Genomic DNA, 21152 nt, shown 5'->3' on the forward strand with positions numbered 1-21152 from the left:
GCTTCAATCGCTGACGGCCAGTGTACGAAGCGCGCGCGGCCCTGCAAAGACACGGCGGCTGAATTGATTGTTTTCCATCGTGAACAATCATTCGTGGAAACCCTGAAAGATGGCGGGATGGGGTGCTATCATCGGCACGCAATCAAGGACGCTGGAACCCGCTATGGATACGCACAAAGCCGAATCGCTCTGGACCCATCTGCACTGGCTCAATGTGCTCGCCAATCAGGGCAGCTATACGGCGGCGGCCACGCGGCTGGGCGTGAGCAAGGCGGCGATGAGCCAGCGCATCGCGGAACTGGAGCGCGTGGCGGGGGTGGCGCTGGTGCAGCGCACCACGCGCAGCGTGCGCTTCACGGAAGCCGGGCAACGGCTCGTGGAGGAAACGCGCGGCGAATTCGAGCGCATCGCCGCGAGCTTCGCGGGCGTGCGCGAGATGGCCGATGTCGCGCGCGGCACCGTGCGCGTGACCGCGCCGGTGGCGTTCGCGCGCCAGCAATTGGTGCCGCATCTCGCGCAGTTCGCGCGTGCCCATCCCGAGGTGCGCGTGCAACTTGAAATGTCGGATCGCCTCACTTCCATCGCAAGCGAAGGCTTCGATCTGGCGATCCGCCATAGCGCGCAGGTGCCTGAAACGCATGTGGCATGGAAGCTGTGCGACACGCGTTCCGTGATCGTGGCGACGCGCGCGTATCTGAAGCAGCGCGGCACGCCGCAAGCGCCCGCCGACCTGGCGCAGCACGATTGCCTGTTTTACCCGCGTGCGCTGGGCTCGGGCGCGTGGTCGTTCGAAAAGATCGGGCGCCGCGCCGAAAATACGCGTGTCAACGTGACGGTGAACGGGCCGTTCTCGGCCAATAACAGCGAGGCGCTGCGCGACGCCGCGCTCGAACACCTGGGCATCGCACTGTTGCCCGACTTCAGCGCGCAGGCGGCCTTGCAGGCGGGCAAGCTCGTGCGGGTGCTGCCCACCTGGCGGCCGGTGGGCGCATTCGCTTCGCAACTGCATGTGGTGCGTCCGTACGGCGCGCATGTGCCGCGCGCGGTGTCGAGCTTCGCCGAATTTCTGCGCCAGACGTTCAAGGCGGGTTTCCCGCTCGAATAATGTTCAGGTTCGCTCGACGATGAAATGCATGACGTCCGTGCGTCCTTCGTCGAAGGCCGCTTCGCAGTAGGCAAAATACAGCCGCCAGATGCGGATGAATGCCTCGTCGAAACCGAGGGCGCGCACGGCTTCGAGCTGCGCCTCGAACGACGCGCGCCAGACCCGCAACGTCTGTGCGTAATCGCGGCCAAACGAGAACGTTGCGCGCGCATCGAGCCCCGCACGCCGTGCCGCCCTATTGAACTGCGCCGGGCTGGGCAGCATGCCGCCCGGAAAAATCGTCTCGCGGATGAAGTCGCTCGATGCGCGATAGTGCTCGAACAACTCGTCGCCGATGGTGATCGACTGGATCAGCGCGCGTGCGCCGGGTTTCAGGCAGCGCTCGAGCGTGGCGAAATAGCCCGGCCAGAACGCCTCGCCTACCGCTTCGAACATTTCGATCGAGACGATCGCGTCGTACTGGCCCTCGGCGTCGCGGTAATCGCATAGCTCGACTTTGACGCGATCGCCTTGCGCCGCCGCCATCACGCGTTCGGTAGCCAGCGCATATTGCGCCTGCGAAATCGTCAGCGCCCGCACCCGGATGCCCTGACTCGCCGCATGCAAGGCGAAGCCGCCCCAGCCGCAGCCGATCTCCAGCACGGTCATGCCGGCGCGCAGACCGAGCGTGTCGATCACGCGCTGATATTTGGCCGCCTGCGCATCGGCGAGCGGGCGTTGTAAATCGCCGTCGAAGCACGCGCTCGAATACGTCCAGCTACGGTCGAGCCAGAGTGCGTAGAAGTCGTTGCCCAGATCGTAGTGTGCGTGAATATTCTGGCGGCTGCCATCGCGCGTATTGCGCCGCAAGCGGTGACGCAGCGCGAACCACAGGCGCGCGAACAGACCACCGTGCAGCGTCGCGGCGGCGGCCGCTTCGTTGCGGATCGCCAGGCGCAGCAGCGCCACCAGATCGGGCGAGTCGACCCATTGCTCGCGCAGCGCCTGGGCAAAGCCGATATCGCCCGCATGCAGGATCGCCCCGCAGGCGCGCCAGTCGTGCAGATGCAGCGCCGCGCCACGGCTGTCGTGCAGATCGCCGAACACATGCCGGTTGCCATCGGGCGTCGTGAGCGTGAGATGGCCGTGACGGATGCGGCGCAGCAGCGCCAGAAAAACGCGCGCGGAGACTCTCGGTGAAAGCGGGATCGGACTATGCGAAATGCCGGGCAACAAGCGCAACAGGGTCATGGACGGGCCTCGTGTCGGGGATGCGGCGCGCCTGCGCCGGGCGTCTTGCCGAGGAAGGGCACGCGCTTGAGCCAGAGGCGCAGCGCCTGCCAGTGGATGCGAATCAGGACATTGGCGGCATTGCCGGGCGCGCGCGCCAGCGCGGCAAACGCACGCGACGCACAAAGCGGCGCGGCTTTCATGGCAAGCGCGGTACGCAGCAATAGACCTTCGGCATCCTGATAATCAATACGAACGGCCAACGTGTCGCCGCGCTGGATCACGCGGAATGCGTAGCCTCCTTCGACGCGGCAAAACGGCGAAACATGCAGCACCTTGCGGCAGACGAGCGCGGTTTGCGCGTTGATGACAGCGTGTCCGGGCGCGCTCAGCAGATAGCCGTGATGGGCGCCAAAGGTATTGCGTACATCCGCGTAGAGCGCACGCAGATGGCCGTCGCGGTCGTGGCAATACCAGAAGCTCACGGGATTGAAGGCGTAGCCAAACAGGCGCGGCACGGTTTGCAGCCAGATCGCCCCGTCGGCGGGAAGTCCGGCTTCGGCCAGATGCGCGCGCATCCACGGCGCGAGCGCGCTGCCGTCGCGCGGGCCGTAGTCGCGCGAAGCAAGCGAGAACACGCGCCAGCGGTCCACGCCGAACCACCAGCATGCCAGCGTGTCGAGGCGGTCGAGGTCGCAGCAAAGCTGGAACAGCGGATACGCGAACGCGTGGCGCACGGGCCGCAGGCGCTCGTGAACCACGCGGCCCGTGAGCAGCAGGCCCGCATGCGCGGTGTCGAGCGCGTTCATAGTGCGGCCCACGCGGGCGTGACGCCGAAATCGCGCGCAACGCGCAGTGCGGACTTCAGCCCGTCTTCGTGAAAGCCGTAGCCCGTCCACGCGCCCGCGAACCAGGTGCGGCGGCGGCCCTGCAGGCCAGGCAGACGCTGCTGCGCGTCGATGGCGGCCAGATCGAGCAGCGGATGCTCGTAGACATAGCGCCCGAGCACGGTATGCGGCGCCGGCGCATCCACCGGATTGAGCGTGACGACCACCGGCGTGCGAAACGGCAGCGGCTGCAACTGGTTGATGAGGTAGCTCACGCACACGGGCTGGGTGTCGCCGTGCGCGTGCGCGCCCCGGCTCAAGTAATTCCACGCCGACCAGACACGGCGGCGGCGCGGCAGCAAGGCCGCATCGGTATGGAGCAACGCGACATTGCGCTGGTAACGGACCGCGCCGAGGGTGGCGTGTTCCTCGGCGTCGGCGTCCGCGAGCAGGGCCAGGCTCGTGGGCGCGTGGCTCGCGAGCACCACCGCGTCGAAGCGCTCGGGGCCGGCGGCATCGGTGACGACGGTAACGCCTTGCGTGACATCGTCGCGGCGGATCGAACGCACGGGCGTGGACAAGCGCACATCGTCCAGTCTGGCGATCAGGCGCGCCACGTACTCGCGCGAACCGCCCGCGACGGTCCGCCAGGGCGGCCGCTGGTTCACCTGCAATAGCGCATGATTGATGCAAAAGCGCAAGAAAGTGGCGGCGGGAAAGCGCAGCACATCGTCGGCGGCGCTCGACCAGATGGCCGCGGCCATCGGCAAAAGATAGTGGCGCTGGAACGGCGCGCCGTAGCCGCCCGCCACCAGCAACTCGCCCACCGACAGCCGCTCGCGGCGCGCGGTCTCGTAGTTGTGCGCGGCGGCGGCGTTAAAACGCAGGATGTCGCGCAACATGCCGATAAAGCTCGGCGAAACCAGATTGCGGCGCTGTGCGAATACGGTGTTCAGATTCGTGCCGGCCCATTCGAGCGCGCCTTGACGTGCGCCCTGGTCCACGGAAACCGAAAACGACATATCGCTGCGATGCGTGGCCACGCCCAGTTCGTCGAACAGCGCGAGCAGATTCGGGTAGGTGCGGTCGTTGAACACCAGGAAGCCGGTATCGACGGGATGACGCTGGCCTTCCAGTTCGACGTCCACGGTATGTGCGTGGCCGCCCGGATAATCGGCGGCCTCGAACAGCGTGACCCGGTGACGCTGCGCGAGCAGCCAGGCGCTTGCCAGACCGGCGATTCCCGCGCCGACCACGGCCACACGCTGGCCGGGCGGCAGGGCGGTGGGTGCGTCGAGCGTGGCGTGCATCGCGTGCATGTAGATGGCCTCCCTGATTTTTGCGTTGTCGTGTTGTATTTGTCGGTTCCCCAATGCAGGCATATACGCGCGGCGGCGCCGGACGGATGCAGGCGCCGCCGCGCGCGTCACAGCCGCTTGCGCATCCGTAGGTGCGCGACGCCCCACTCCTGGCCGCGCGCATAGCCGAACAGCTCCGCCACCGCCATATAGAACATGCGCCAGCGTTGCAGCGCCTGGCGGGCATCGCCGTTTGCCGCGAGCAGCGGCAGCACCTGATCGCGGGCGTCGTCGAGCGCCGCGAGCCAGTGGTTTGCGGTGCGCTCGTAGTGGCGTCCGTCGAGCCACCATTGCTGCGTCACGCACAGGTCGTCCTGAAAGCGCAGCAGCAGATTCGCCGAAGGCATCGTGCCGCCGGTGAAGAAGTGACGCGCCATCCAGTCGCTGCCATCGCGCGGGACGAAGTGGTACGCCAGCAGACGGTGCGCGAAGTGATGCACGAAAAGCTCGCCATCGTCGGCGAGCCAGCCGGCGATCTTCGCGAGCAGCAGGCCGTAGTGCTTCATGTGCTCGAACATTTCGATCGACAGCACGCGGTCGAAGCGCGGCGTTTCAGCCGGAAAATCGAAGCTCGCTACATCGCCGGTGACGATGCGCAGGTTGGACAGCCCTCGCTCGGCGGCGCGTTGCAGGATAAAGGCGCGCTGACCGTGCGAGTTCGAAAGGCCGACGATCTGCGCACGCGGGAAGCGCTCGGCGAGCCACAGCGAGAGCGCGCCCCAGCCGCAGCCCAGGTCGAGAATGCGCTGGCCGTCCTCGATGCCCGCGCGCTGCGCGTACAGAGCGAGCATGCCTTCCTGGGCCTGATCGAGTGTTTCGTCGCCGCGCGGATAGTAGCCGCACGAGTACTTGAGGTGCGCGCCCAGGTGCGCCGCGAAGAAGGCTGCGGGGACTTCGTAGTGCTGCGCATTGGCGTCCTGGGTGTGCAGGGCGATGGGACTGGCCCGCAAAGTCGCGACCAGGGCTTCGAAGGCGTTGGCGCTGAGTTCGCCGTCATCGGCGTGTTCATCGGCCAGGCGCTGCCGGATCAGCGTGCGCATCCCCGCGCGGATCAACCAGTCGGGCAGCCAGCCGCGCTCGCAGCAACGGATCGGCCAGCTTTCCTCATAGGGCGCGGAGGGCGCGGCGGACGGATTGTGCTCGGGCCGGGTCGCGGTGGTGGTCATGGGTGGGGTCTCCGCTCACTGTTGTGATGTTGTTCTTCCCGGCGCGGCGGCCAGGGAATGAACGCGCTGGTGGTGCGCATGTATTCGCGATATCCGGCGCGGCTGTGGACGAGGCGCGCTTCGAGCATGGGCACGCCCGAGACCTTGAGCAGCAGCCACGCCATCGCAAACGGCGGCGCCAGCGTGGCCCAGCCCCAAGGCAGCCCGATCGACCAGAGCGTGTAGGCGCACCAGTGCAGCGATTCGAAGAAGTAGTTCGGATGCCGCGAATATCGCCACCAGCCGCTGGTGCAGACGCGGCCGCGATTGGCGGGGTCGGCGATATGACGGCGCAGCTGGCGGTCGGCAGCGGACTCCCCGAGCACGGCGGCGAGGCCCGTCGCCAGCGCGGCGACGACGAGCGGAATCGCGGGCGTGGCGACGCTCCAGGCAGGCACGAAGAACGCTATCGACAGGATCATCGACGCGCACGCCTGCATTAGATAGAAGGCGAGCATGCGCGGCGCGGCGGCGTCGCCCCACTGCGCGCGCAGTGCGGCGTAACGCGGGTCTTCGGGCTGGCCATGGTTGCGCCGCCACAGATGCAGCGCGAGCCGCGCCCCCCACGCGCCGCCGCCGAGCGCCACGGCGACGCGATTGATGCCTGCGCCCGGCCCGACCGCCGCCGCGAACACGGCGACGAGGCCGAGCGTGGCCGCCCAGAGCGGATCGATCATGCCCGCATTGCGCGTGCGCAATTGAACCATCCACGCGATGCTGAAGGCGATCACGAGCGCGACGAAGGCTAGAGCGAACGCGGCGGCGAAGGGCATGCGGGCTCCCTCAGGAGGTCAATGCCGGAGATACGGATGAAGTGCTCGATCGGATGCAGGCGCGCGGCTGCGGGCGAGAGGAAACCCGCGCTGCCGCGACCGAAGTTGGCGCTAACTTAATTGAAGCGCCTGACGCAGTGTCAAACCGCAAGTTTCATCGGACCGGTCGCGACTACCGGCCCGGTCGGCTGACCGGTCGGCGATCCGCCGGGCGGTTCGATCGAGACGGCGAGCACTGTACGCGCGTTCACGCTCGCGGCGACGTTGGCGGTTAGCGTCAGGGTGGCAGGCGTATTGGCGGGGAACACGCCTAGCGACACCGGCTTCTCGCCGGGCTGGATCAGCCAGAGCTCGGTGGCGCGGCCCGCCTCGATGGTCGGCTTCACGGCGGGCACGAGCACGATGTCCTTGCGGCGCTGGTCGAAGGTCGCCGTCCAGTTCGCGACGCCGTCTGGGCGGGCAATCGTCGCGACCATGTAGGGGTTGGCGCTCGCCACCTGGTTCGTGACCGGCGTCGCGCGCATCCACACGAGGTTGACGGCGGCCAGCGCCAGCGCGGCCACGCTCGCGCCGATGCCGACGAAGCGCCACAGCCGCAGATCGTTCCACCAGCCCGCGGCCGCAGCCGCGGTGGCCGCCGCGCCGGGCTGGCGCGTGGGCAGGAAACCCAGATCGCGCTCGATGCGAATCCACACGCGCGCGGGGGCGGCGATGGGCGCCAGGTCTTCGGCCAGCGGCGCGAAGCGGCGCTCCCAGCGGGCGAGCGTGGCGGCGAGATCGGCGTCGGTGCGCACGGCCTGTTCGAGCGCCGCGCGCTCGGGAGCGTCAAGGACGCCCAGCGCGTATTCGGCGCAGCGCAGTTCAGGGTCGTGGTCGGCGGGCGTGTTCATCGCTCAAGACAGATTTTGAGTTGCATCAGGCTGCGCCGGATCCAGCTTTTCAGCGTACCGAGCGGCACGCTCAGTTGCGTGGCCAGTTCGCTATAGGTCGCGCCGCCGAAGAACGCCTCGCGCACCGCACGATGCTGCTGCGGCGCGAGCTGTTCCAGACAAAGTTCGAGGCGGCGGCGGTCTTCGCTTGCCTCGGCGAGCGCGGCGGGAGTGGGGTGATCGTCGGCGAGTTCGAGCTCGCTGTCTTCCTCCAGTGGCGTTTCGTGGTGCTGGCGCAGGCGGTCGATCGTGCGGTTGCGCGCCAGCGTGATCAGCCAGGTCATCGCGCCGCCGCGCCCCGGATCGAACAGATCGGCGCGTCGCCAGGCGGTGGTGAAGACTTCCTGGAGCAGGTCCTCGGCTTCGGCGCGGTCGTGGACCATGCGCACGATGGTGGCGAACACGCGAGCGGAGGCGAGCCGATAAAGCTCGGCGAAAGCGCGCTGATCGCCCTGGCCCACGCGTGTGAGCAAGTGGTTCAGATGCGCGCGACGTGCCGCCTCGCGCGCCGGGTCGGGTGCGGTGGGGTCGATGCTTTGTGGATTGCCGGCCGTGTCGGTCATACGCTCGAAGGGGCGTGGCACGCCCGCGTCAAAGGGACGGAAGGTTCCGACGAAATATAGCATTGCCGGCGTCAGGTGACGCGGCGGCTGGCACAGCGGCAGGGGCAAAGGCTTCATGAGAGGCGGCGCAGCCTCGGCGCGAGCCGAGGCATACAGGGCATTGGATAGACCGATATACGCGCGAATCGCGCGGCCGGACGCAGCGCGGGCGGCGAGTTTTGTACCGCCATGTGTCTGCGCGGCCATCTGAAAAACGCGCTTGCAATAAGCCGGGGTCGTGGAAACAAGCGAGATACCTGCGGGGCGTCAAATACATCCAACGCAACGTTGCAGCCGGACAAGTCCAGCGCAACCCGGCGTGCAGCACCTAATCCGATCATTCAGGACCAAGTGTCCGTTACTGGAGAAAGTCATGAACCTCGTTCGCTCCCTCGCCGCCGCCGCTGTTGCCGTTTCTGCCGCCGTGCCCGCTCTCTCGTTCGCCCAGGACGCTACGATCACCCGCGCCGAAGTGCGCGCCGAACTGGTCCAGCTTCAGCAAGCCGGCTACAACGCGGCCAGCGACCACAATCAGTATCCGGCCAACCTGCAAGCCGCGCTCTCGCGCATCGCCGCAAGCCAGGACGCGAACGCCGCTTATGGCGGCAGCGTCAACGCATCGGCCGCAGGCGAACCGGCAGCCGTCGCGCCGATGCAGCATGTATCGCGTGAATCGCACGTATCGCATGGCGGCCGCACCGGCGATCCTCAGGATGTGGTCGGCCTGGAACCCATCTACGCCCATTCGTAATACAGGGCAGCGGCCGTCGCGGGCACCGCCTCGGCCAAGCCCTAGCCCTCGGCCAAGCCCATGCTCAATACGCACCGGGATGCCACGCATGCGCGTCGCGTCGAAGTGAATCCTCGTCTTTCGCACCAGGATCGCCGCATCCATCAGGCAGTGCGCGAAGGCGAAATGTCTCACGTCAGCCGCCAGATCGGGCAGTGAGCGATAAGCCGTAAAAGACAAAGCGGTCGAACGGGTTGTTCCGTTCGACCGCTTGAACGATGGTCAATCGAATTGCTTAGTCTAACGAAGCAACGCTGCCTTATTCCTCGCCTTCGAGTTTTTCGATTGGCATGCCCAGTTCGGCGGCCATGCGCTGCACGAGGGTTTGCAGGCGCGCGACTTCATCGGCCAGACGCTGTTGTTCGACGCGCAGCGATTCATAGTCGGCGCTGGAAATCGCGGCCGCGCCCGACGCACTTGAGCCCGCATAGTCGCTGTCGAAGTTGCCCGCTGCCGGCATGCTCACTTCGCCGCACAGCAGATGCATCCAGCGGCTTTCACGTTCGCCCGGCGCGCGCGGCAGCTTGACGACGAGCGGCGGCTCGCGCTCGGCCAGCTCGGCGAGGAAGGCCTCGACCGACGACACATCCGCGAAACTATGCAGGCGCGCCGAATTCAAACGCAATTCCGCCGCCGTCTGCGCGCCGCGCAACAGCAGCACGGTCAGCAGGGCGACGGCCTGGCCCGGCACACCCAGCACGCGATTGAGGTTGTGCTCGAAGCGGGGCACGCGGCTACTGCTGCCTTCGAACACGAGACTCAGATGCTTGAGGTCCTCGATGGCGTTGAGCACCTCGGCTTCACTGACGTTCATGACCGGCGTGCGCGCGGTCTTCTGGTTGCAGCCCGACGCAAGCGCATTGAGCGACAGCGGATAGGTATCCGGCACCGTGTGCTGCTTCTCGATCAGCACGCCGACGATGCGGGCCTCCAGCGGCGTGAGCGCGCGCAGCGCGCGGGGCGAGGGAGCATCGACAGGGGTATTCATAAGCGGGTCAGGCGGAGTTTTCACGGGATTCCGATCATACCCGCTCGTCGCCCCGCTGCGCAGGGGCCGGGGCGCCCGGGGGAGACGGCCGCCGATTCTCCGATGAAGCGCATTTCAACAGAACTTTTCCCCACGAATTATTAGTATCTTTTACCCACAAACCCTGAAAGCGACTAACCGAACCCGAAATTACCTATTTGTGTTCAAAATCCGGGATTTTCCCGGGTTAAAAAATATCTGGATAGAGATTAACGCTTATTGCACTGCAACACGCCAATGCCTACACTGCTCAAAGTTGTCAGACGTTCCGAACCTGCTTCGGAATTTTTTCGAAAAGGAGGGCGTGTCGTGAGCGCATCCCAATCGCCAATATTCCATTCGGCCCTAAAGCTGCATGTCTTCGAACAGGAAGGCGGCTGGCACTGGGGCATTACCATTCCGCGCGCTGCGGGCGGTGGCTTCAAGGTCATTGCCTATAGCGATACGACGTTTGCCGGCGAGAACGAAGCTCGTCGCGACGGCGATCGCGTGCTCGACAGCATGCCGGACAGCCAGGCCGCGTCGCTCGCCTTCTGAATACGTCGCCGAAGGCGCCGCCGCCTTCGGCCATCCTGCCAGTAGATCTTGCCCTGCTCGGGCGGCTCAAAATCGTTCCACGTAAAGCGCGCTGATTCGGCTAGAAGGTCGAGGGCTGCGCGTCGGCGTTGGACTGCACTGCATGTTGCGTCGAAAACCCCACATAAGCAGTGAGCGGCATTGCGTTCGTGCGATTGACACGGGCAGGACCGCGTAACCGGGACAATCACGAATCGCCGTGTCGTCAATGCGATCGCGCAAACTTTAAGATCGCATGCACGATCAGCAGGCCGCCGGCAGCCATGCTTGCTACGCCGACCAGGCGCACGAGCGCTCCGCGCGAAGCCGCAACGCGCTCAATCGCAATGGCCGCGCTCACGATCAGCGTGCCCTCCCGGTCCATCACGCCGGTCGCGAGCAGCACGGCCATCCAGTTGCCGCAGCAACTCGCGCAGTGCAGGGCCAGGCGTATGCCGATGCGCACCGCAGAAGCCGCATCGTGGCACTGAAGGATCGAGTGGCAGGATTGCAGGCGTCCGGCCTTCCATGACGTGCATTGAAGAACGCCCGCCGCCATCACGACTAACCCTGCCGCAATCGGTGCCGCATGTGCAATCGACGGCACGCGCATGTCGAGCGACGCTATAGCTGCACCGAGCGGAAAGATCGCGATGCCTGCAAGCAACCAGACCATGAAATAACCGATCGCATTAAAAATAATTAGCCATCCAGAACAATTCGCCAGCGTGCGGCGCTCGCGCCAGAGCACGGGCGCGAGCGCGGGCAGCATCATCGCGGGCATCATGCTGGCCCACATCGATACAAACGACATCGCGGTTCTCAGCCATGTTCCCCCGCACAGCGGCAGCCAGGCGGCGGACAACGACCAGCCGCCGGGCATGGGCGTGCCGCTCATCGCGGTCATCGACATGAATCGCAGCGCCGTCATAGTCGCGCTGCCTGCGAACAGCAGCGCAGCGAAGACGGCGACGACGGCGAAGACCGCGCGCCTGGGTGCGACGGGAAACATGATCGGCCTCAGCGCGCGGAGTATTCATCGTGCCGCTTCCACCAGATGCCGGTCTCGTTGCGGCCAAGTGGTGCGCGGTCGAGCCACTGATACATGCCCCAGATCGCATCGAGCCCGCGTGCGTAGGTCGAATACGTGTGCCAGATTGCGCCGTCCTCGCGCACGAAGGCGCTCAGGCCCGGCCGGTCGCGCGCGTAGGTCGCGGCATCCGTGCCGCAACTTGCCGCGAATTCGGCGAGGGGCGCGGGCGGCGGATCGGCGTCCATCGCGTGGCGGCCGCGCGCGTAGTTGTATTCGACGCTGCCTTCGCGCTGCTGCCCGGCAGTGAACGAGACGTTGAAGTCGAAATTGAAATCGTTGCCCTGCGACGAGGCCCACGGAAATTGCCAGCCCATGCGCTCGCGGTAGGCCAGCAGCTTCGCAAGCGGTGCGCGCGAGATCGCCATCAGCGTGACGTCGTGATGGGCGAGATGCGCGACGTTGCCGTCGAAGCCATCGGCGAGCGCCGAACAGGACGGGCAGCCCGCCGCGTAGTCGGGGCCGAACATGAAGTGATAGACGAGCAGTTGCGAGCGTCCTTCGAAAAGATCGGCGAGCGAGGCGCGGCCCTGTTCGGTATCGAAGGCGTAGTCCTGGTCGACGCGCACCCAGGGCAGTGCCTGGCGTTGCCGGGCCAGCGCGTCGCTGCGCCGCGTGAGGTCTTTTTCGGCGGCCAGCAGTTCGAGCCGTGCGGCGAGCCATTGCTCGCGGGTGCCTGTTGCATGTGTGGTCATCGTTTGCTCCTGTGGGGGCTGCCGGGGCTCGAAAACTGGCGGCTCGGGCAGTGAACGGCGGGGGGAACCGTGCTGTGACTGCCGTGTTAGATTAGGTCCGGACTGCCGAACGAGGGAGTGACAAGCGTGTCGGGATTCAAAGCGGCATGTGCGTCTGAACCAGGCCACGCATGGACTCGTTGATTACCGCCGCGGCGCGCGCGCTGGCCGCCGGGGATCCACTGGGCGCGCTGAACCGCGTCGCGCTGCGTGACGACGCGCCTGCGCTCGCGCTGCGCGGCATCGCCATGGCGCAACTGGGCGATCTCGAACGCGCGAAAGCGCTTTTACGCAGTGCCGCACGCGGTTTCGGCGCGCGCGAGGCGGTGGCCCGCGCGCGCTGCATCGTCGCTCAGGCCGAGATCGCTCTGGCTGTGCGCGATCTGGGCTGGCCGGCGGCGGCGCTCGACGCGGCGCGGCAAACGCTCGACGCACATGGCGACGCACTCAACGCCGCGCACGCGCGCCATCTGGCGATCCGCCGTCTGCTGCTGATCGGCCACTTGAACGAGGCGGCGCAGTTGCTCGCCGAGATGAATCCCGAGCCGCTGCCACCTGCGCTCAGGGCATCGCACGAACTGATCGCGGCGGGCGTGGCGATGCGCCAGATCCGTCCGCAGGCGGCCCGCAAGGCGCTGGCCGAGGCGGCCCGCGCTGCGCGCGTGGCTAACATCGCGCCATTGGCCGCCGAAGTCGCGCAAGCGGCGCAAGCGCTCGATGCGCCCGCCGCGCGCCTGATCGCGCGAGGCGAAACGCGCGCCTTGCGGCTCGATGAAGTCGCAGCCTTGCTGGCCTCGGACGCGCTGGTGATCGACGCCTGCCGCTACGCGGTGCGCGAAGCCCGCCGCGTGGTGCCGCTCGCCCGCAGGCCTGTCTTGTTCGTGCTGATGCGCGCGCTCGCCGAAGCCTGGCCCGCCGATGCGCCGCGCGATCTGCTGATCGCGCGCGCCTTTCGCATGAAGCACGCGGACGAGACGCACCGGGCGCGCTTGCGCGTCGAGATCGGCCGTCTGCGGGCCTTGCTCGGCGATCTGGCTGGCATTCACGCCACGCCGCACGGATTCGCGCTCGCGCCGCGCCGGGCGAGCGAGGTCGTGGTGCTGGCGCGCCCCGTCGAGGAGCCGCACGCCGCCGTGCTGGCGCTGCTTGTCGACGGCGAAGCGTGGTCCAGCTCGGCGCTCGCGCTGGCGTTGAGCACGAGCCAGCGCACCGTGCAGCGCGCGCTCGACGCGCTGGCGGCAGCGCACAAGGTGCAGCCGGTGGGCGTGGGCCGCGCGCGCCGCTGGACCATGCCGCCGCTGCCCGGATTCGCGACGGCCTTGTTACTCCCCGCGCCGCTGCCAGGCGAGCAGGATGAGCGCATGAACCGACCGGCAAGGAGCAATCGATGAAGCATTCCACAGCCAGCATCCTGCGCGAATATGGGCCCTTCGAAGGCGTCGGGCAGGTGGGCGGCGTCACGTGGGATGGCAGCCGCGTGTGGTTCGCGGCGGGCGACAAGCTCGCCTCGCTCGATCCACAAAGCGGCCAGACCGGGCGCGCGATCGACTTGCCCGCGCATGCGGGCACTGCCTTCGACGGTCAGCATCTGTTCCAGATCGCCGAGGCGCAGATTCACAAGATCGACCCCGAGAGCGGCCGCGTGCTCGCCACGATCCCGGCGCCTGGCAACGGCGGCGATTCGGGCCTCGCGTGGGCCGAGGGCACGCTCTGGGTGGGCGAGTATCGCGCGCGCAAAATCCATCAGATCGATCCGCAGACCGGCGCGATCCTGCGCACGATCGAGTCGAGCCGCTTCGTGACCGGCGTGACCTGGGTGGATGGCGAGCTATGGCACGGCACCTGGGAAGGCGATGAAAGCGATTTGCGCCGCATCGATCCGCAGACGGGCAAGGTGCTGGAGCGCCTGGAGATGCCTGAGGGCACCGCCGTTTCCGGGCTTGAGTCGGACGGGGGCCAGCGCTTTTTCTGTGGCGGCGGCAATAGCGGCAAGATCCGCGCGGTGCGCAGGCCACGGCGCGATGCGGCGGAGAATGCGCCCGACGAGGCAGCGACATAAGCGCGCTAAAACCGCTGGTGTAAAGCGTTATCGGATCCCGATGGCGTTTTGCCCTGCAGCCCGCAGGTTCCACCATCGTCATGCCCGGGCGGCGTGGCCCGATACCTTTTGAACGCTACGGAGCCCGAACATATGCAAACCACCAATGATTATTTGGCGGTTGGCGCGCGGGCCGCTAAAGTCCCTTCCTCGCCGATCCAGGCATGGTTGCGGACTTCGCTCCGATTCCCGCTCACAACATTTCACCTCCGGATTCCGATATGCGCGTTCGCATTACCCGTCTCGTCGCAGCCTTGCTGTCTCTCACCGCCGCTTCGTTTGCCGCGAACGCCGCGAATGCCGCTACTGCGGCCACCGCCGCGCAGCCGACGCTGCGCATTGGCGTGGATGCCGAATCGTATCCGCCGTTCTTTTCGAAGGATGCATCGGGTAGCTGGAAAGGCTGGGAAATCGATCTGCTCAACGCGGTCTGCACGAAAATGAATGTGCATTGCCAGTTGACGGACGTGGCATGGGACGGCCTCGTGCCCTCGCTGCAAAACGGCAAGATCGACGTGATCTGGTCGTCGATGACGATCACGGGCGAGCGCCAGAAAGTGATCGACTTCACCCGTCCGTACTACGAGTCGCCCACGGTTTTCGTCGGCGCGAAAAGCGACCGGCGCAAGGTGGACTGCGCCGTGCCCGCGACCTTCAAGGGTCGCGTGATCGGCGTGGAGGCGGGCACCAACTTCTCCGCGTTCCTCGACGCGCGCTTCAAGCACGATGCGCAGATCAAGTCCTTCGACAAATTCGATAACGCGCTGGCCGATCTCGTGGCGGGCCGCGTCGATTACGTGCAGGAAGGCAAGGGCCTCTTCACGGCTTTCCTGAATTCGCCGGACGGCAAGGACTACGAGATCAAGGGCGTGTGCAAGGACGATCCGGTGCTGGGCCTGGGCGTGGGTGGCGGCGTGCGTCGCGGCGATGCGCTGCGCGCGCGTCTGTCCGACGCCATCGCCCAGGTGCAGAAGGACGGCACGTGGGACGCGATCACCGCGCGCTATCCGAAGCTGCAAGGGACCATCGAAAAGAGCAACTGAGCCCGTGCTGATCGATACATCCGTCTTCGCGCTGCTGTCGTTCGGCGACGGTGGCTATGGCCGCGAGTTCGCGGCGGCCTTCGCGCAGACGGTCGCGGTGGCGGCCGGCTCGTTTGGCGTGGGCGCGCTCGCGGGTCTGGCGGGCAGCGGCGCGAAACTCTCGCGGCATGCCGCGTTGCGCCTGGCCGGCCAGGGCTATACGACCATCGTGCGCGCGTTGCCGGAACTGCTTTGCCTGCTGATCGCTTTCTATGCACTGGCGCCGGCGCTTGAAAGCGCCTTGCATGCCAGCGGGCTCGTCACGCCCGGTTTCGCGTTCGATCCGCTCGCCGTGGCGATCTGTTCGCTGGGCTTCATCCAGGGCGCCTATCTCACCGATATCTTTCGCGGCGCGCTCATCGCGGTGCCCGCGGGCCAGTTGGAGGCGGCGAGCGCTTTCGGCATGTCGCGCGCGCAGGTGTTCCGGCGTGTGCGTTTGCCGCTCGCGCTGCGCCTGGCCTTGCCGGGCGTGAGTAACGTCTGGCTCAACGCGACCAAGGATGCTTCGTATATCAGCGTGCTCGGTTCGTTTTCCGATCTGCTCAAGACCAGCCAGCTCGCGGCGGGCGCGACGCGTCATTACCTGTTTTTTCACCTCGTCACCGCAGCGCTGTTTCTGCTGCTGAGCATCGGCTCGATGGCCGTGTTCGGCGGCCTCGAAAAGCGCGTGAATCGCGGCGTGCGACTCGCTTCGCTCTGATCTCGCTCCGATGTTCTCGCTCGCGTTCCTCACCGGCACTGTGATGCCGAAGCTCATCGAAGCGGTGCCCACCACGCTCTCGCTCACCTTTGTTTCCGGCGCGGCGAGCCTCGCGATGGGCGTGCCGCTCGCCCTGGCGGCCGGTGCGCGCAAGATGGTGTGGCGCTGGCCCGCGCGCACGTGGATCACCCTGATTCGCGGCACGCCGCTGCTGGTGCAGATCTATCTGCTCTACTACGGCTTCGGCCAGATCTTGCCGCGCGAATGGATGCGCGATAGCTGGGCCTCGCCCTTTCTGCGCGATGCGTGGTGGTATGCGGTGGTGGCGCTCGCCATCAACGAAAGCGCCTACGTAGCGACGATCCTGCGCGGCGCGATTGCCGGCGTGCCGGCGGGAGAGGTGGAAGCGGGCTACGCGTTCGGCATGTCGCGCTGGCGTGTGCTGCGCAGCATCGTCGGGCCGCGTGCGTTGCGCCTCGCGCTGCCTGCGTTGATCGGCGAAACCATCCTGCTGATGAAATCGACCGTGCTGGCTTCCACCATCACGGTGTTCGACGTGCTCGGCACGGCGAATACGCTGCGTTTCGAGACCTTGCGCGTCTACGAACCGCTGGCGGGCGCGGCGATGGTGTATGTGGTGCTCGTCGTGGCGCTGACGTGGCCTGCGTCGCTGCTGGAAAAGCGTCTCAATCGCTACCTCGTGCGCGACGTCGCGGGCGGCAACGCCCGGCGCGCGCGACGCGGTGCACGCGTGGACGCCTTCGGCGTATTGCGCTGAGGGCTGACATCACGTTTATCGATATCCAGACAACTACTTCCTGTTCACGATGATCCGAATTCTCGACGGCGGCATGGGCCGCGAACTCCTGCGCATGGGCGCGCCCTTCAAGCAGCCGGAATGGTCGGCGCTTGCGTTGATCGAAGCGCCCGACTACGTGCGCGCGGCGCACGACGCCTTCGTGCGCGCCGGTGCCGATGTGGTGACGACCAACTCCTATGCGGTCGTACCGTTTCATATCGGCGAAGAGCGCTTCGCGCAGCAGGGCGTGACCCTGGCCGACCGTGCGGGCCGCCTGGCGCGCGAGGCCGCAACGGCCGCGGGTGGGGCGCGCGCCGTGCAGGTCGCGGGTTCATTGCCGCCCGTGTTCGGCTCGTATCGACCCGATCTGTTCGATGCGCAGCAAGCTGCGCCCTTGCTCGACGCGCTCGTGCGCGGGCTGCAGGCGCACGTCGATCTGTGGCTGGGCGAAACGTTGAGTTCGACCGCCGAGGCGCGCGCGGTGCGCGAGGTGCTACGGGGTCGCGGCGAAGATGAGCGCCCGCTGTGGCTGTCCTTCACGCTCGACGATAGCGGCAATGTGCAGGCGATTGCCGAAGGGCGCGAGCGCGCGCATCTGCGTTCGGGCGAGACGGTGGAAGCGGCCGTCGAAGTGGCGCTTGAACTGGGCGCGCAGGCCTTCCTGTTCAATTGCAGCCAGGCGGAAATCATGCGCGCCGCCTTGCAGGAAGCGCGCGACGTGCGCGAGCGCAAGGGCGCATCGCTGGAGCTGGGCGTGTACGCGAACGCGTTCGAACCCGAGCGCGAATCGATGGCGGCCAACGATGGCTTGAGCACCTTGCGCGCCGATCTGGAGCCGGACGGCTATGCCGAATTCGCGCGCTCATGGGCGCAGGCAGGCGCGACGCTGATCGGCGGATGCTGCGGGATCGGCCCTGAACATATCGAGCGGCTGGCTAGCGTGGTGAGGGACGGCGCGACGTCCACCTAAGCATTCAACCATTCCAGGAATATCGATATCGCTGGATCGCCGGGTAATCTGACCACTCTTTGACAGACAGCCCGGCCGGGCCTTTTGATAATGGATGCCTTGAGCCGTCGCCGCGCGTGCAGCGTGCCGACGCCCATGGCCCCCACAATCAGGCTCCCCATGAACTCTCCCGCATTGGCGCCGCATCGCGGCGGCGCACTCGATTCCTTCGTGCGCCTGCGTGGCGTGAGCAAGCGTTTTCAGGTCGCCGGTGATACGCGCGCGATTCTTGCCGATCTCGATCTCGACATTCGCCGCGAAGCGTTCATCGCCATTCTCGGCGAGAGCGGCTGCGGCAAATCCACCTTGCTGCGCTTGCTGTGCGGGCTCGACAGCGCCTATGATGGGCAGATTCTCGTCGATGGCGTTGCGCCGAAGATCGGCAACGACGAGGCGGGCATCGTGTTTCAGGACCCGCGTCTGTTCCCCTGGCTCACCGTCGAGCAAAACATCGCATTAGGTCTCGCGCGCTTCGGTCTCGAACGCGCCGAGGTGCGGCAGCGCGTGCGCGAGCATATCGCGCTGGTGGGTCTCGCGGGCTTCGAGCGCGCGCTGCCGCATCAACTCTCGGGCGGGATGGCGCAGCGCGTGGCGCTCGCGCGCGCCATCGTCGCGCGGCCTGCGTTCTTGCTGCTCGACGAGCCGTTCAGCGCGCTCGATGCGCTTACCCGCTCGCAGATGCACGATCAATTGCTGCGCATTCGCGCCGCCGCCGATCTGACCATGCTGCTGGTCACCCACGATGTCGAAGAAGCGGTCTATCTGGCCGATCGCGTGGTGGTGATGGCGCCGCGTCCGGGGCCGCTTCGCGCCAGCGTCGAGATCGATCTGGACTATCCGCGCAATCGCGCCGATACCGCGTTCCAGCGCGAGCGTGAACGTCTGCACGCGCTGCTGGGTCATGGTGCGCATTCCACTCATTCCACTCTTTCCGTGCATTCGCATAGCTGATTGTGTGCTTTGGACTGTCAAGGCATAGACAGATATTCGCGCGGCATCCCGGTAGCATGGTTGCAACGGTCGTGATCGAGCACATCAGAGCAAGGGTGACGGCCTGAATGACGGGGAAAGCGAATTTCGATGTTCGTCTTTCCGTTCCTTTTCATAAGGATTCCTTTTTTATTCGAGAAAGCAAATGTCGAAACTCAACGTAGTGGAAAGCGGTGAACTGTCGATCCATCCGATCACGGGCCGCATCGGCGCGGAGATTCGCGGCGTGCGTCTGTCCGGCGATCTGCAACCAACGGCGCTGGAAGCCATCAATGCGGCCTTGCTGCGCCATAAGGTGATTTTCTTTCGCGATCAGACCCATCTGACGGATCAGGAGCAGGAAGCGTTCGCGAAGCTGCTGGGCGATCCGGTGGCGCACCCGACCGTGCCGGTGCGCGAAGGCACCGAATATCTGCTGGAACTCGATTCGCTGCATGGCGGCCGCGCCAATTCGTGGCACACGGACGTGACCTTCGTCGATGCCTATCCCAAGGCTTCGATCCTGCGCGGCGTGACGAATCCGGAAGTGGGCGGCGACACCGTCTGGGCCAACACGGCCACCGCTTACGACGACCTGCCGGCAACGCTCAAGACCCTGGCCGAACAGCTCTGGGCCGTGCACAGCAACGATTACGACTATGCCGCCGCGGCGAGCTACGCGCGCGACGCGCTCCCGGAGCAGGCCAGGGCCGCTTACGAACGTTATCGCGAAGTGTTCGTCTCCACGCGCTATGAAACGGAGCATCCGCTGGTGCGCGTGCATCCGCAGACCGGCGAGAAGACGCTGGTATTGGGCCACTTCTTCAAACGCTTCGTCGATCTGCCGGGCTCGGCGTCGAACCATCTGTTCGAAGTCTTCCAGGGCTATATCACGCGTCTGGAGAACATCGTGCGCTGGCGCTGGCAGAGCGGCGATGTCGCCATCTGGGACAACCGCGCGACCCAGCACTACGCCGTGAACGATTACGGCGATGCGCGCCGCGTCGTGCGCCGCGTGACGCTGGCGGGCGATGTGCCGGTGAGCGTGGACGGGCGCAAGAGCGTCACGCGCACGGTGGAAAAGAATCCGAAGCTCGCCGCCGCGGCTTGAGCAGGCCAGGCAATGCGCCGCGCTGCCGCGCGTGTTGAACGGCAGCGTCCGGCGCGGGGATGGAAAACGCTTTATTTGTGGGGGTTTCTCGTGGGACGTCGATTTTTCGCACAGTTTTACGCCGCTTGTCTTGTCGCGTTTGCGCTGCTGGCGCTGGTTTCTCCGTATGCCCGTGCGCAGAACGTGATCCGCATCGCGGTGCCCGATATCGGCGCGGCTTCGAAGCCCGCGGGCGGCGGCGTGGTCGACGTACTTTACGCGAACCAGACGCTGGAAAAAGCCTTTCTGAAAGACGGCGTGAAGATCGAGTGGACCTTTTTCAAAGGCGCGGGTCCGGCCGTCAACGAAGCCTTCGCGAATCATCAGGTCGATCTGGCGTTTCTGGGCGATCTCGCGGGCATCATCGGCCGCGCGAACGGACTGGATACGCGTCTGATTGCGGCGCTGGCGCGCGATATCAACGGTTATCTCGCCGTGCAGCCGGGGCAGGGCATCAAGGATCTGAAAGACCTCAAGGGTAAGCAGATCGCGCTCTTTCGCGGCACGGCGCTGCAATTGTCGTTCGACAGCGTGCTGCGCAGCGAAGGCCTGACCGAGCGCGATTTCCGCATCGTCAATCTCGACCTCAATAGCGCCGCCGCCGCGATTGCCGCGCATCGCATCGACGCCGTATGGGGCGCTTCTTCGCTGTTCATTCTCAAGGACAAAGGGCTGGTGGATATTCCGGTGAGCACGCGTGGCCGCGATGGCATCGGCACCTTCAAGGCGGGACTGGTGGCATCGAATGACTTCCTGCGTGCCCATCCCGAGTGGGCGCAGCGCGTGGTCGCCAGCGTGCTGGAAGCGTCCAACTGGGTGTCGGACCGCAAGAATCTGGACGCCTGGCTGCAACTCGAACAGACCCGCGCGGGCACGCCCACTTCGGTGTGGCGCAATGAAATCGGCGACAGTGATCCCGCCACGTTCTTCTCGCCGCTGCTCGATCCGTACTACGTCAACGCCTTCAAACGCGATGTGGATACGGCGAAGCAGCTTGGCATGATCCGCCAGGGGTTCGATGTCGATCACTGGATCGATGCGACCTATCTGAATCAGGCGCTCGCACAGACGAAGCTCGCTGGCCGCTGGCAACCTTATCGCACCTTCGGCGAAGCCGAAAAGACGGCAAAAGCGAATTAAA

General features: G+C 66.1%; 22 protein-coding genes. 12 read left to right on the top strand and 10 right to left on the bottom strand.

What is annotated here, in order from left to right; genetic code table 11:
- The first annotated feature begins 163 nt into the window (after window positions 1–163).
- Window positions 164–1105 carry a LysR family transcriptional regulator gene (locus tag F4827_RS28985; protein ID WP_183730566.1) on the top strand — a complete coding sequence of 314 codons (942 nt, stop codon included), beginning with the start codon at window positions 164–166 and terminating at the stop codon, window positions 1103–1105.
- A 3-nt stretch (window positions 1106–1108) separates the two neighbouring features.
- On the opposite strand, the gene F4827_RS28990 is transcribed toward F4827_RS28985, so the two are convergent.
- From F4827_RS28990 to F4827_RS29020, 7 genes are all read right to left on the bottom strand, one after another.
- Window positions 1109–2335 (bottom strand): cyclopropane-fatty-acyl-phospholipid synthase family protein, encoded by a 1227-nt coding sequence (locus tag F4827_RS28990; RefSeq protein WP_183730569.1) that lies wholly within the window; start codon window positions 2333–2335, stop codon window positions 1109–1111.
- On the bottom strand, window positions 2332–3123 hold the full coding sequence (locus F4827_RS28995; protein WP_183730572.1) for a DUF1365 domain-containing protein: 792 nt from the start codon (window positions 3121–3123) through the stop codon (window positions 2332–2334). The genes F4827_RS28990 and F4827_RS28995 overlap by 4 nt, the downstream gene beginning before the upstream one ends.
- On the bottom strand, window positions 3120–4460 hold the full coding sequence (locus tag F4827_RS29000; protein ID WP_260175475.1) for an NAD(P)/FAD-dependent oxidoreductase: 1341 nt from the start codon (window positions 4458–4460) through the stop codon (window positions 3120–3122). The genes F4827_RS28995 and F4827_RS29000 overlap by 4 nt, the downstream gene beginning before the upstream one ends.
- A 107-nt stretch (window positions 4461–4567) precedes the next feature.
- A complete protein-coding gene (locus tag F4827_RS29005) occupies window positions 4568–5665 on the bottom strand; it encodes a cyclopropane-fatty-acyl-phospholipid synthase family protein (protein ID WP_183730575.1) in 1098 nt (365 codons plus the stop codon).
- A complete protein-coding gene (locus tag F4827_RS29010) occupies window positions 5662–6477 on the bottom strand; it encodes a DUF1295 domain-containing protein (RefSeq protein ID WP_183730578.1) in 816 nt (271 codons plus the stop codon). The genes F4827_RS29005 and F4827_RS29010 overlap by 4 nt, the downstream gene beginning before the upstream one ends.
- Window positions 6478–6617: 140 nt before the next feature.
- The gene (locus F4827_RS29015; RefSeq protein ID WP_183730581.1) at window positions 6618–7367 is read right to left on the bottom strand and encodes an anti-sigma factor domain-containing protein; all 750 of its coding nucleotides are present in this window, start codon (window positions 7365–7367) and stop codon (window positions 6618–6620) included.
- Window positions 7364–7969: a sigma-70 family RNA polymerase sigma factor gene (locus tag F4827_RS29020; protein WP_183730584.1), complete on the bottom strand. Its 606-nt coding sequence runs from the start codon at window positions 7967–7969 to the stop codon at window positions 7364–7366. Before F4827_RS29020 ends, F4827_RS29015 begins: the two co-directional genes overlap by 4 nt.
- A 412-nt stretch (window positions 7970–8381) precedes the next feature.
- Here F4827_RS29020 and F4827_RS29025 point away from each other — a divergent pair, with 412 nt between their 5' ends.
- On the top strand, window positions 8382–8759 hold the full coding sequence (locus F4827_RS29025) for a DUF4148 domain-containing protein (protein ID WP_183730587.1): 378 nt from the start codon (window positions 8382–8384) through the stop codon (window positions 8757–8759).
- 298 nt (window positions 8760–9057) lie between these two features.
- Here F4827_RS29025 and F4827_RS29030 read toward each other — a convergent pair whose 3' ends face one another.
- Window positions 9058–9786: a YceH family protein gene (locus F4827_RS29030; RefSeq protein WP_183730590.1), complete on the bottom strand. Its 729-nt coding sequence runs from the start codon at window positions 9784–9786 to the stop codon at window positions 9058–9060.
- Between the two features lie 348 nt (window positions 9787–10134).
- Between F4827_RS29030 and F4827_RS29035 the strand changes: the two genes are divergently transcribed.
- A complete protein-coding gene (locus F4827_RS29035) occupies window positions 10135–10362 on the top strand; it encodes a hypothetical protein (RefSeq protein ID WP_311674709.1) in 228 nt (75 codons plus the stop codon).
- A gap of 244 nt (window positions 10363–10606) precedes the next feature.
- On the opposite strand, the gene F4827_RS29040 is transcribed toward F4827_RS29035, so the two are convergent.
- Both F4827_RS29040 and F4827_RS29045 read right to left on the bottom strand, forming a co-directional pair.
- A complete protein-coding gene (locus tag F4827_RS29040) occupies window positions 10607–11392 on the bottom strand; it encodes a DUF2182 domain-containing protein (protein WP_183730593.1) in 786 nt (261 codons plus the stop codon).
- Between the two features lie 8 nt (window positions 11393–11400).
- Window positions 11401–12165, bottom strand: a complete 765-nt coding sequence (locus F4827_RS29045; RefSeq protein ID WP_183730596.1) for a thioredoxin family protein — start codon at window positions 12163–12165, stop codon at window positions 11401–11403.
- Window positions 12166–12335: 170 nt separating this feature from the next.
- On the opposite strand from F4827_RS29045, the gene F4827_RS29050 reads away from it, so the two are divergent.
- From F4827_RS29050 to F4827_RS29090, 9 genes are all read left to right on the top strand, one after another.
- On the top strand, window positions 12336–13595 hold the full coding sequence (locus F4827_RS29050; RefSeq protein ID WP_183730600.1) for a helix-turn-helix domain-containing protein: 1260 nt from the start codon (window positions 12336–12338) through the stop codon (window positions 13593–13595).
- Complete coding sequence (locus F4827_RS29055) at window positions 13592–14263, top strand: glutamine cyclotransferase (protein ID WP_183730603.1); 672 nt, start codon at window positions 13592–13594, stop codon at window positions 14261–14263. Before F4827_RS29050 ends, F4827_RS29055 begins: the two co-directional genes overlap by 4 nt.
- A 260-nt stretch (window positions 14264–14523) precedes the next feature.
- Window positions 14524–15345, top strand: coding sequence for a transporter substrate-binding domain-containing protein (locus F4827_RS29060; RefSeq protein ID WP_183730606.1), 822 nt, complete (start codon window positions 14524–14526; stop codon window positions 15343–15345).
- A gap of 4 nt (window positions 15346–15349) precedes the next feature.
- Window positions 15350–16084: an ABC transporter permease gene (locus tag F4827_RS29065; protein WP_183730609.1), complete on the top strand. Its 735-nt coding sequence runs from the start codon at window positions 15350–15352 to the stop codon at window positions 16082–16084.
- A 10-nt stretch (window positions 16085–16094) separates the two neighbouring features.
- Window positions 16095–16862, top strand: coding sequence for an ABC transporter permease (locus F4827_RS29070; RefSeq protein ID WP_183730612.1), 768 nt, complete (start codon window positions 16095–16097; stop codon window positions 16860–16862).
- 49 nt (window positions 16863–16911) lie between these two features.
- Window positions 16912–17853 carry a homocysteine S-methyltransferase family protein gene (locus tag F4827_RS29075; RefSeq protein ID WP_183730615.1) on the top strand — a complete coding sequence of 314 codons (942 nt, stop codon included), beginning with the start codon at window positions 16912–16914 and terminating at the stop codon, window positions 17851–17853.
- Between the two features lie 159 nt (window positions 17854–18012).
- Window positions 18013–18843, top strand: coding sequence for an ABC transporter ATP-binding protein (locus tag F4827_RS29080; protein ID WP_183730618.1), 831 nt, complete (start codon window positions 18013–18015; stop codon window positions 18841–18843).
- 184 nt (window positions 18844–19027) lie between these two features.
- Window positions 19028–19972, top strand: coding sequence for a TauD/TfdA family dioxygenase (locus tag F4827_RS29085; protein ID WP_183730621.1), 945 nt, complete (start codon window positions 19028–19030; stop codon window positions 19970–19972).
- A 90-nt stretch (window positions 19973–20062) separates the two neighbouring features.
- Window positions 20063–21151 (top strand): ABC transporter substrate-binding protein, encoded by a 1089-nt coding sequence (locus tag F4827_RS29090; protein ID WP_183730624.1) that lies wholly within the window; start codon window positions 20063–20065, stop codon window positions 21149–21151.
- Window position 21152: the final 1 nt, after the last annotated feature.

This window comes from Paraburkholderia bannensis (genome assembly GCF_014200455.1).
Classification (GTDB): domain Bacteria; phylum Pseudomonadota; class Gammaproteobacteria; order Burkholderiales; family Burkholderiaceae; genus Paraburkholderia; species Paraburkholderia bannensis_A.

What these genes read in the sequence shown, in the direction of transcription:
- F4827_RS28985 (WP_183730566.1), top strand. Translation starts at nt 164, where the DNA reads ATGGATACGCACAAAGCCGAATCGCTCTGGACCCATCTGCACTGGCTC.
- F4827_RS28990 (WP_183730569.1), bottom strand. Translation starts at nt 2,335, where the DNA reads ATGACCCTGTTGCGCTTGTTGCCCGGCATTTCGCATAGTCCGATCCCG.
- F4827_RS28995 (WP_183730572.1), bottom strand. Translation starts at nt 3,123, where the DNA reads ATGAACGCGCTCGACACCGCGCATGCGGGCCTGCTGCTCACGGGCCGC.
- F4827_RS29000 (WP_260175475.1), bottom strand. Translation starts at nt 4,460, where the DNA reads ATGCACGCGATGCACGCCACGCTCGACGCACCCACCGCCCTGCCGCCC.
- F4827_RS29005 (WP_183730575.1), bottom strand. Translation starts at nt 5,665, where the DNA reads ATGACCACCACCGCGACCCGGCCCGAGCACAATCCGTCCGCCGCGCCC.
- F4827_RS29010 (WP_183730578.1), bottom strand. Translation starts at nt 6,477, where the DNA reads ATGCCCTTCGCCGCCGCGTTCGCTCTAGCCTTCGTCGCGCTCGTGATC.
- F4827_RS29015 (WP_183730581.1), bottom strand. Translation starts at nt 7,367, where the DNA reads ATGAACACGCCCGCCGACCACGACCCTGAACTGCGCTGCGCCGAATAC.
- F4827_RS29020 (WP_183730584.1), bottom strand. Translation starts at nt 7,969, where the DNA reads ATGACCGACACGGCCGGCAATCCACAAAGCATCGACCCCACCGCACCC.
- F4827_RS29025 (WP_183730587.1), top strand. Translation starts at nt 8,382, where the DNA reads ATGAACCTCGTTCGCTCCCTCGCCGCCGCCGCTGTTGCCGTTTCTGCC.
- F4827_RS29030 (WP_183730590.1), bottom strand. Translation starts at nt 9,786, where the DNA reads ATGAATACCCCTGTCGATGCTCCCTCGCCCCGCGCGCTGCGCGCGCTC.
- F4827_RS29040 (WP_183730593.1), bottom strand. Translation starts at nt 11,392, where the DNA reads ATGTTTCCCGTCGCACCCAGGCGCGCGGTCTTCGCCGTCGTCGCCGTC.
- F4827_RS29045 (WP_183730596.1), bottom strand. Translation starts at nt 12,165, where the DNA reads ATGACCACACATGCAACAGGCACCCGCGAGCAATGGCTCGCCGCACGG.
- F4827_RS29050 (WP_183730600.1), top strand. Translation starts at nt 12,336, where the DNA reads ATGGACTCGTTGATTACCGCCGCGGCGCGCGCGCTGGCCGCCGGGGAT.
- F4827_RS29055 (WP_183730603.1), top strand. Translation starts at nt 13,592, where the DNA reads ATGAAGCATTCCACAGCCAGCATCCTGCGCGAATATGGGCCCTTCGAA.
- F4827_RS29060 (WP_183730606.1), top strand. Translation starts at nt 14,524, where the DNA reads ATGCGCGTTCGCATTACCCGTCTCGTCGCAGCCTTGCTGTCTCTCACC.
- F4827_RS29070 (WP_183730612.1), top strand. Translation starts at nt 16,095, where the DNA reads ATGTTCTCGCTCGCGTTCCTCACCGGCACTGTGATGCCGAAGCTCATC.
- F4827_RS29075 (WP_183730615.1), top strand. Translation starts at nt 16,912, where the DNA reads ATGATCCGAATTCTCGACGGCGGCATGGGCCGCGAACTCCTGCGCATG.
- F4827_RS29080 (WP_183730618.1), top strand. Translation starts at nt 18,013, where the DNA reads ATGAACTCTCCCGCATTGGCGCCGCATCGCGGCGGCGCACTCGATTCC.
- F4827_RS29085 (WP_183730621.1), top strand. Translation starts at nt 19,028, where the DNA reads ATGTCGAAACTCAACGTAGTGGAAAGCGGTGAACTGTCGATCCATCCG.